The organism is Erwinia sp. PME.40.26/001 (assembly GCF_055556675.1).
In genome coordinates this window covers 1-238 of sequence record NZ_JBVHNP010000424.1, presented here as the reverse complement: position 1 = coordinate 238, position 238 = coordinate 1, and the positions used below count along the sequence as shown (strand labels likewise).

Sequence of the window (238 nt, the reverse complement as noted above, 5' to 3'; positions counted from 1 at the left end):
GAAAGGTGTGCTGTTGGGATGGAGTGCCAAGAAGAAAATCTTGGGATCAGAAATTTACAATGAGGCTGACGAAAAAGTCGGTGAAGTCAAAGACATCATTATCAGCCCGGATAAATCAGTCTCTTATGTGATTGTCAGCTCGGGTGGCTTTGTTGGATTGGGCCGCCATGATGTCGCGATTGCGATGTCCGACCTGCGTTTGACAAAAGATAAACTGATTTTGCCTGGTGCAACAAAA

1 protein-coding gene is annotated in these 238 nt (G+C 45.4%); it reads left to right on the top strand.

The window, feature by feature from the left end:
• Positions 1 to 238: PRC-barrel domain-containing protein (locus ACZ3HG_RS24815; protein WP_465335198.1), on the top strand; the 238-nt coding region annotated here is incomplete at both ends.